Source organism: Limnohabitans sp. (genome assembly GCF_031539105.1).
Taxonomy (GTDB): domain Bacteria; phylum Pseudomonadota; class Gammaproteobacteria; order Burkholderiales; family Burkholderiaceae_C; genus Limnohabitans.
This window is the reverse complement of the sequence record NZ_JAVKLM010000022.1, coordinates 211356-218881: the sequence shown is the minus strand read 5'-3', so window position 1 is coordinate 218881 and position 7526 is coordinate 211356. Positions and strand designations below refer to the sequence as shown.

The 7526-nt window shown below is 58.3% G+C and carries 9 protein-coding genes and 1 pseudogene; all 10 read left to right on the top strand.

Annotation, left to right across the window (positions count from 1 at the left end; all coding sequences use genetic code 11):
- A pseudogene (locus RMR24_RS06865) lies at nt 1-243 on the top strand (hypothetical protein); the annotation flags it as partial.
- On the top strand, nt 240-773 hold the full coding sequence (locus tag RMR24_RS06860; RefSeq protein WP_310614334.1) for a phage baseplate assembly protein: 534 nt from the start codon (nt 240-242) through the stop codon (nt 771-773). The pseudogene RMR24_RS06865 and the gene RMR24_RS06860, both read left to right, overlap by 4 nt.
- Nucleotides 774-874: 101 nt before the next feature.
- The gene (locus RMR24_RS06855) at nt 875-1456 is read left to right on the top strand and encodes a phage GP46 family protein (RefSeq protein WP_310614333.1); all 582 of its coding nucleotides are present in this window, start codon (nt 875-877) and stop codon (nt 1454-1456) included.
- Entirely contained in the window at nt 1453-2577 is a 1125-nt protein-coding gene (locus RMR24_RS06850) for a baseplate J/gp47 family protein (RefSeq protein WP_310614332.1), read from the top strand. Before RMR24_RS06855 ends, RMR24_RS06850 begins: the two co-directional genes overlap by 4 nt.
- 8 nt (nt 2578-2585) lie before the next feature.
- Complete coding sequence (locus RMR24_RS06845; protein WP_310614331.1) at nt 2586-3185, top strand: putative phage tail protein; 600 nt, start codon at nt 2586-2588, stop codon at nt 3183-3185.
- A 30-nt stretch (nt 3186-3215) separates the two neighbouring features.
- Complete coding sequence (locus tag RMR24_RS06840; protein WP_310614330.1) at nt 3216-4232, top strand: tail fiber protein; 1017 nt, start codon at nt 3216-3218, stop codon at nt 4230-4232.
- A gap of 8 nt (nt 4233-4240) precedes the next feature.
- Entirely contained in the window at nt 4241-5191 is a 951-nt protein-coding gene (locus tag RMR24_RS06835; protein ID WP_310614329.1) for a hypothetical protein, read from the top strand.
- Nucleotides 5192-5317: 126 nt separating this feature from the next.
- Nucleotides 5318-5551, top strand: a complete 234-nt coding sequence (locus RMR24_RS06830) for a Com family DNA-binding transcriptional regulator (protein ID WP_310614328.1) — start codon at nt 5318-5320, stop codon at nt 5549-5551.
- A gap of 120 nt (nt 5552-5671) precedes the next feature.
- Nucleotides 5672-6841, top strand: a complete 1170-nt coding sequence (locus RMR24_RS06825) for a GNAT family N-acetyltransferase (RefSeq protein ID WP_310614327.1) — start codon at nt 5672-5674, stop codon at nt 6839-6841.
- Nucleotides 6832-7440, top strand: a complete 609-nt coding sequence (locus tag RMR24_RS06820; protein ID WP_310614326.1) for a formyltransferase family protein — start codon at nt 6832-6834, stop codon at nt 7438-7440. Before RMR24_RS06825 ends, RMR24_RS06820 begins: the two co-directional genes overlap by 10 nt.
- Nucleotides 7441-7526: the final 86 nt, after the last annotated feature.

The window sequence follows — 7526 nt, the reverse complement described above, 5'->3', positions numbered from 1 at the left end:
GAGCCTTGGCCGATCAATCAGCGTGTGCAGATTTTTGATGATGTGGCCGGTTTGTCGGGCGACGAATGGCTGATTTGCTCGGCGAAACAAACCTGCGATTTGCGTGAAGGTGACGTGACTGAGCTGCTGGTTCGACCCGTGGACGCTTATGACGTGGTGCCACTGAACAGCCGACCCAAGCCTAAGAAATTTGGCTCTGAGGGGCCGCATGATGGTGCCAAGACCGGCGGGGGCCGCCGATGAGCTGGATAGACAATTTGCTGCGCCGTTCCCGCTTGCGCGGGCTGGTGGAAGGGCCCGTGCAACGCGCCCGTGTAGAGACGCATGACGCGGACGCCAAGGACAACGCCGAGCGTTGGCAAGACTACGGCTTCGCGGCGCATCCCGCCGACGGGCAAGGCCTGGTGCTGAATGTCATGGGCCACACAATCGTGCTGCGTATGGACAGGCTGGGCGAACGGCCTGAGCTGCAATCGTATGAAGTCGCGGTGTGGCACAAAGAAGGCCATATGGTGAAGCTGAAGGCCGGTCGCGTGGTTGAGGTGACCTGCGACAAGTATGTGGTGAACACCAAGGAATACTCGGTCAGCGCAAGCACGTCAGCCAGCTTCAATACGCCCGTGGTGAATGCGAGCCAGGACATTGTGGCGGTTAGCTCTGTGAAGGGCCAAGCTGTGAGCGCTACGAGCAGCTTGAAAGTGGCAAATAAAGAGGTGGGGGGCCATCACCACGGCAATGTGCAGAATGGCTTGGGCAATACGGGCGACTTCTAGCCTTCGTACACGGCCACTTAGGGGCACTCGGGGCCCCTGCACCCCGAGGTGGTGAACCGTTTCACCGTGACTGCTTGAGCGCAAGCGGACAAACTGGCTGCATGTTTGATGTAGCCACGCTTCCCCAGCCGCCCAATGCAGGTACGCAAGGCGCGGCTGTGCCTTTTGACTGGCGTCTATGCACGCCGGGGCCGGTGGCTAACTTCTCTTGGAAAGACTATGCACAAGCAGCCGGTGTTGTCTCGTATGTAGACCCGCTGGCTGTGTACGCCCTAGCCCTTGAGGACACGCTGCAAACCGCCGTGATTTTGAGCCTGTTCACCGACCGACGTGCACGCGATGACGACGCCCTGCCAAGTGGCGTGGCCGAGCGGCGCGGCTGGGTTGGCGATGAGTTTGTTTCGGCTCAGGGTGATTCATGGGGGTCACGCTTGTGGCTTTGTTACTCGGGCAAGGTGATGGGCGACGTGCTGGAGAAGGCCCGCTTTGCCGCGCAGGAGTCCTTGAACTGGATGGTGCGCGACGGTATTGCCAGCCGCGTGGATGTGGTGGCGCTGTGGGCCGCATCCGGTTCGGGCCAGCTTGACCGTTTGGCCGTGCGGCCAACGATTTACAAGCCGGGCAATACAAGTCCAGTTTATGACGTGCTTTGGGGCACATCCATCAAGAGGTACGCGCAATGACCGTTTTGAACGTGGCGGTGCCGTCAATCAGCGACCTGCAACAAAACGCCGCACGCCTGCTGCAACAGTCGTTGGCAACAGCGCAGCAATCGGCTGATCCGGCAACGCTGACCACGGCTGACCTAGAGCTGGCCCGCAGCAATGTGAAGGCCTTGTCTTTTGTGCAGGCGATGGGCCTGCACGGTGCCTACCGCTATTTGCGCGATTTCATTGCGCGTCAGGCCGTGCCAACGCAGTCGAGCGGCAAGTTTTTAGAGGGCTGGCTGGCAACGTACAAGATGACGCGCAAGCCTGCTACGGCTGCGGTTCGGACGGTGACGGGCACGGGTACAGCGGGCACGCTGCTGACCGCTGGCACGCTACTTCAGGCGCAAGACGGTCGGCAGTACTCGGTGAGCGCCGACGTGGCGGTGTCAGTTGGCGGCACGTTGAGCGCGTCTGTGACGGCTTTGGTGGCTGGCTCGGCGGGAAACGTGAGCACCGGGACTGGGCTGAATATGGTTTCAACGATGAGCGGCATTGATACGTCGTTTGTCGTCTCTGGCGCGGGTGCGGTCGACGGCGCTGATGCGGAGACAGACGCGCAGGCGATCTACCGGCTGCAACAGCGCTTGTCGAATGAGCCAATGGGCGGCAGCCCCGCCGACTATGCGCGATGGGCCTTGCAGGTGCCAGGCATCACGCGGGCTTTGGGCCTGCGTAACCCGTCAGGGGCTACGACCGCTGGCGTGATCATCATGGCTGACGGCAATGCGGCTCCCGGCTTGCCAACAACAGCCCAAGCCAATGCGGTGCGTGACTACATACGCGATCCACGCCGTGGCCCACCCGATGAGCTGTTTGTGATCGTGCCTACGCCCGTGGTGGTGAATGTGACGATCAATGTGGTGCCAGATACAGCGGCCATTCGTGCGGGCGTGGTGAGCGCTTTGCAGGATTTGTTTTTTAGAGAGGCCGTGCCCGGCGGCTCTATCCCCCATGACCACATGGTGGAGGTAATCAGTGGTGTGACGGGTGAAACGAATCACACGATCAGCTCGCCGGTGATTACCAGCGGCGCATCTTTTGTGGCTGGTGCCTATAACCAGATGCTGGTGCTTGGCACGGTGACGTTCTTCTAAGGCGCGGCATGGATAAGTTTTTTCAGTCCCTCGCACAGCTGCTACCCACAGGGTTTGCGTGGCCGCGTGACCCGTCTTCTACTTTGATGCGGGTGGTGCGCGGGGTGTCGGCATCCTTTGCCGAGTTGCACGCCTACACGCTGTTTGTGGCCGGTGAATGGCTGCCTCACAAAACCACGACGCGGTTGACCGAGTGGGAAGCTGCGACGGGCTTGCCTTGTGACTGTTTTGGAGCGGCTCAAACGTTGCAACAGCGAAGCGCCCAGTTGACGGCGCGACTGTGCGGCCCTGATTTGGCCTACACGGACAGCAGCCCAGCAAGCCCGGGCGCATTGATTGCCATTGCAAAGCGCATTGGCTACGACAACGTGACCGTGGCTTACAACACCCCGCTTCGTGTGGGCGTGGGGCAAGTAGGCCAGCGCTTGGGCGCACTGGACGGCAAGTTGTATGTGCGGGTGGCGACGGCCAGCACGTTGTTGCGTGTTGGCACCGGCGTAGCCGGGCAGCGGCTGTGGGATTCGGCGCTTCCACTAGGGCCGTTGGATTGCTATTTGAAGCGTTTGGCCCCCGCACGTTTCGCGGTCGATGTTGGGCTGGCCGCGTAGCCGACTTTTTGATTTTGATGAAGGACAGTTATGGACTACACACAAAGTAATGCGTTTGCGACCCACGCGGGAACGGGCAACCGGATGCATAACGCCTCACAGGCAACGCCAACGGCGGTGAGCGATGCTGACCTTAACGGGCTGACGTGGGAGGTGCTCTCGGTAATCAAGCAGGCAGGCTTGACGCCCGCAGCTTTTGACCCGAATTCAGCCGCGTCATACCAGCAGTTGATGACGGCCATTGCAACCTTGCAGCGCCAACAAACCAACACGGCTTACACGACCGCTGGCACAGCGCCCGCATTCACTGTGACATTGCCAGCCAGTGCCGTGGCGCTTGCTGCGTTAGGCGCAAACCTTCGCCTGCGTTTGAAGTTTCATGCGGCGGGAGCCGGATCAGACACTTTGAATATTGGGGGGCTAGGCGCCAAGAGTCTCAAGCAATACGACTATTCTGGTACAAAAATCGCAGCTGTAATCGCATCCGGCCAGTTGGCTGACATTGAATATGACGGGACGGATTTTGTAATCCTTGACCCTCTTCCCGCGATGTTGAACGGGTTTTTAACAGGCATGTCCGTGCGGTGGCCGTCAGCGACACCACCAGCAGGATGGCTTATTAGAAATGGAGCCGCAGTTTCTCGTACGGCATACGCTGCCTTATTTGCAGTAATTGGGACAACCTTTGGCGCGGGTGATGGTTCAACAACTTTTAACCTGCCGGATAGTCGTGACCGTATGTCTATTGGCGCGGGTAACCTTTACGCCCTTGGCGCTACGGGCGGTAACAAAGACGCCGTTGTCGTTGCGCACAACCATACGGTATCTATCTCTGACCCCGGACATTCCCATTCAATCAATTATCAAGGTACGTTAGGTTTCTCTGGCGGCGGCGGATATGGAAATACTGCTTTTGGCGGTTCTCCAAACCAAAACACTAATGCCAACACAACAGGTATCTCCGCGTCGATTGGGACAACTGGTTCAAGCGCAACAGGGGCCAACCTTCCCCCATATATCGCCGACTACTCCATCATCAAATATTGAGAATTAACATGCCAAAGAAAATTTTTCACTACAGCCCGACCGATGGCCGATATCTTGAGCTTCCTATTGACGCGGCGCAAGAGCTTGGCTTTGCACAAGAGTCCCCGCTTGAGCCGAACGTATATTTGATACCTGCATTTGCAACAGATATTGCCCCGCCACCGCTTGTTACTGATAAGTGGCCCGTCTTCAAAGGCGGCAAATGGATACAAGTAGATTACGTCACATCTAAGTCCATTTTTAGCATTGATGATGGGCGTCCTATTGAGCCGGTGTTTGGTTTGTCGCTCGACGCAATGCGCGCGACAGATAAGGCCCCGCCAGCTGCTAGACCGTTTGAGGCAGCTTTGTATGTGAATGGTGATTGGAAAATAAAACCCGATTGGCGTGGCGTTGATCTTTTTGATACAAAAACAGGATTCAAAACTCAAATTTCTGAAGTGGGTAAGTTGCCGGCTGATGTAGGAGCTACGGATATTCCACCTCCTTCTTCAGTTCACTCTTGGGTTGCCGGGGCATGGGCAATTGATCCAGTAAAAGTTTCTGAAAGTCTTGTGGCAATCAGGGCGGCTGCTATGGCCCGTATTGACGCCTACGGTAAAGCCCAACGCGTGAAGATTGCGGGCACCCCCGATGAAATCGAAATTGCGGCTTGGAACAACAAACTGGTGATTTCCAAGGCAATCAAGGCTGGCACTGCCTCGGTGGGCGACAAGGCGGCTTTTCAAACCGAGATCAATGCGCGTGGCAAAGGTGAAACCGTTGACGCGTTTGCGGACAAGGTACTGGTCAACGCGTCGTTCTACGCGCGGGCTGTTGGCCTGATTGACGGGCTCAAACGCCGCACGCAAGACGCGGTGAATGCTGCCAATACTCCTGAAGAAGTGGAAACCGTGCTGGCCGCTATGAAGTCGCAAGCCGAAGCGGCTTTTGCCCAGTTGATGGGCGCGGCCAAGTAAAAAAAGACAGGGCGAGTGGACGGGGTGCGCTAACACCCTGACCACCCACCTCCGCCGTGAGATAGCACGGCATCGACCGAAGGCCCCGCCACCTGTACAGGTAGGGCCATTATCAAAGATGCCGACATGCAAGAGTTGAGATGTGGTGCGTGCAGCAAGTTGCTGGCACGCGGAGTGTTTGAGCGAGTTCAGATCAAGTGCGGTAGGTGCCGTACTTTGAATGATGTGAGGGCCGGTGCCGAAGGCGCTACGAGCCCCCAACCAGAGCGCCCCCGAGCGTCAAAGCCCAATAAAGGGGTAACGCAACATGGGGAAAACGCCCGTCAAAGTGGCTTCAAAGCCAATTCAGAGGGCCGGTGAAAACGGCTTCAAATACGTTCAAAAGTACGGCCTAGTGGTGGTTTGCAAGGATGAGGCTGATCAGCAACGCTTATTTGCCAAACTGACCAAGCAGGGCCTGCGCCCGAAGGTGGTGTGTGTATGAAATTGAGCATTAACCACCGCTGTGATGACTTCAATAGCTACCGTGCTGCCCGCGTGAAGTCTTTGTTCAATGTCGAAAGTGGGGCAAATTTCAGCCTCGACGTCGAGTTGGACTTGGAGAGTGCACCGTGGCAAATTGGGGTGATTGTTGGGCCGAGTGGCTCAGGAAAAACGAGCACGGGACGCACTTTGTGGGGGCCACAGGCAATGTATGCCCCGAGTTGGCCAAGCGACGCACCGGTGATTGACGCGATCACGCCCGGTGGCTCTTTTGACGATGTGACTGCGGCGCTTTCAAGCGTTGGCCTTGGTAGTGTGCCGACGTGGCTGCGCCCGTTTGGCGTGCTGTCCAATGGTGAGCAATTCCGTGCCAACTTGGCCCGGCTGATTGCCGAGGCCCCAGCGCAGGCGGTATTGGATGAGTTCAGCAGTGTGGTCGACCGCCAGATTGCGCAAATTGGCGCGGGGGCGTTCGCTAAGGCGTGGCGTCGAACCGGCGGTCAAGCGGTGCTGCTGAGCTGCCACTATGACATTCTGGATTGGGTTCAACCCGACTGGGTGTTTGATACCGGCACGGGCCAGTTCATACGGGGGTCACTTCGACGCCGACCGCGCATCGACGTGGAGCTGTGGCAAACCAAGTGGGAGCATTGGCCTGCCTTTGAACCGCATCACTATTTGAAGCTGCCGCACATGATCGCCGCCACCAACTATGTGGCGACGGTGGACGGCCAGTTGGTGGCCCATGTGGCGGTTAGCACCCGTGCTGGGATGAAAGAGGCCCGCGCATGCCGTTTGGTGGTTATGCCTGAGTGGCAAGGTGCTGGTGTTGGCCTGCGGTTTCTTGACGCCGTATGCGAGCGCTGGCGGCTTAGGCAAAACCGCTATGACAAGCCTATGCTGACGTTGTTTCACACCAGCCATCCGGGGCTGGCCAGCGCCTTGCGCCGGTCGGATAAGTGGACGCAGGTTTCAGCCCGCTTAGTGGGCGAAAGCAAGCTGCGCAGCATGACAAGCATGGCAAAGACAGCCGCTCGGCTCGGCGTGAAAGGCGTAGGTGCTGGTTACGGCGGGCACTTTAGGGCCGTGCAGGGCTTCCGCTACCTTGGTTCTCCAGTTTGCGAAATTGAGCAAACTGGCCCCGTGGAGGTGCCGCCATGCGCGTGATGATCGTGGGCCAAAAGTGGTTCGGGGCTGAGGTGCTGAAGCTGTGCCTGGCACGCGGTGACGACGTGGCCGCTGTCAGTGCCCCCCGTGTGGATGACCGACTTGCCGCGCTGGCGGTCGACGCGGGCGTTCCGTTATGTCAGGTGGACAAGCGCCTCGAGGCCGCATGGGTGCCTGACGGGCTTGACCTGATTCTGTGCGCCCATGCCCACGTGTTTGTCACCGCCGGGGCTCGGGCTAAGGCAAGGCTTGGGGCGCTTGGCTACCACCCAAGCTTGTTGCCTCGCCACCGTGGCCGTGACGCTATCGTGTGGGCGCTTCACATGCGGGAGGTGGTAACAGGCGGAACGGCCTACTGGCTTGATGACGGGGCTGATACCGGTGACATTGCCGCGCAGGACTGGTGCTGGGTTAAGCCCGACGCTACGGCTGAGAGCCTTTGGCGGGATGAACTTGCCCCAATGGGGCTAAGGCTGTTGGGCGACGTGATGGCCCGTTTGGACTCGGGAGAAGTGCCTCGGCTACCTCAAGACCCGCGCATGGCTACTTGGGAGCCTGCCTACATGGCGAAGCGGTTGTCTGCTGTGAAGTGTGTTTGAAAGGCATTAAATGCCGAATCAAATATACGTTGAAGACTGGTGAAAATAGTGGATCAAATCAAACGTTCGGCTGGATCAGGCCAAAC